Source organism: Citrobacter sp. CK198 (assembly GCF_030333295.1).
Classification (GTDB): Bacteria; Pseudomonadota; Gammaproteobacteria; order Enterobacterales; family Enterobacteriaceae; genus Citrobacter_B; species Citrobacter_B koseri.
The window spans coordinates 1208-2491 of record NZ_JAOWGE010000033.1; the positions used below are offsets into that span (position 1 = coordinate 1208).

At 52.6% G+C, this 1284-nt stretch carries 1 rRNA gene (running past one end of the window); it reads left to right on the forward strand.

Features of this window, described 5'->3' with window-relative positions:
- Positions 1-116: 116 nt before the first annotated feature.
- Positions 117-1284 (forward strand): 23S ribosomal RNA (locus tag OGY62_RS15135); it runs 1728 nt beyond the window's last position.

Genomic DNA, 1284 nt, shown 5'->3' on the forward strand with positions numbered 1-1284 from the left:
TTTGCTCTTTAAAAATCTGGATCAAGCTGAAAATTGAAACGACACACGTAAAGTGTGTATGAGTCTCTCAAATTTTCGCAACGCGAAATGTTTCACGAAACATCTTCGGGTTGTGAGGTTAAGCGACCAAGCGTACACGGTGGATGCCCTGGCAGTCAGAGGCGATGAAGGACGTGCTAATCTGCGAAAAGCGCCGGCGAGGTGATATGAACCCTTGACCCGGCGATGTCCGAATGGGGAAACCCGGTGCACTACGGTGCATCATCGTTAGCTGAATACATAGGCTAACGAGGCGAACCGGGGGAACTGAAACATCTAAGTACCCCGAGGAAAAGAAATCAACCGAGATTCCCCCAGTAGCGGCGAGCGAACGGGGAGGAGCCCAGAGCCTGAATCAGCTTGTGTGTTAGTGGAAGCGTCTGGAAAGTCGCACGGTACAGGGTGAAAGTCCCGTACACGAAAATGCACAGGCTGTGAGCTCGATGAGTAGGGCGGGACACGTGGTATCCTGTCTGAATATGGGGGGACCATCCTCCAAGGCTAAATACTCCTGACTGACCGATAGTGAACCAGTACCGTGAGGGAAAGGCGAAAAGAACCCCGGCGAGGGGAGTGAAAAAGAACCTGAAACCGTGTACGTACAAGCAGTGGGAGCCTCTTTATGGGGTGACTGCGTACCTTTTGTATAATGGGTCAGCGACTTATATTCTGTAGCAAGGTTAACCGTATAGGGGAGCCGAAGGGAAACCGAGTCTTAACTGGGCGTTAAGTTGCAGGGTATAGACCCGAAACCCGGTGATCTAGCCATGGGCAGGTTGAAGGTTGGGTAACACTAACTGGAGGACCGAACCGACTAATGTTGAAAAATTAGCGGATGACCTGTGGCTGGGGGTGAAAGGCCAATCAAACCGGGAGATAGCTGGTTCTCCCCGAAAGCTATTTAGGTAGCGCCTCGTGAATTCATCTCCGGGGGTAGAGCACTGTTTCGGCTAGGGGGCCATCCCGGCTTACCAACCCGATGCAAACTGCGAATACCGGAGAATGTTATCACGGGAGACACACGGCGGGTGCTAACGTCCGTCGTGAAGAGGGAAACAACCCAGACCGCCAGCTAAGGTCCCAAAGTCATGGTTAAGTGGGAAACGATGTGGGAAGGCCCAGACAGCCAGGATGTTGGCTTAGAAGCAGCCATCATTTAAAGAAAGCGTAATAGCTCACTGGTCGAGTCGGCCTGCGCGGAAGATGTAACGGGGCTAAACCATGCACCGAAGCTGCGGCAGCGAC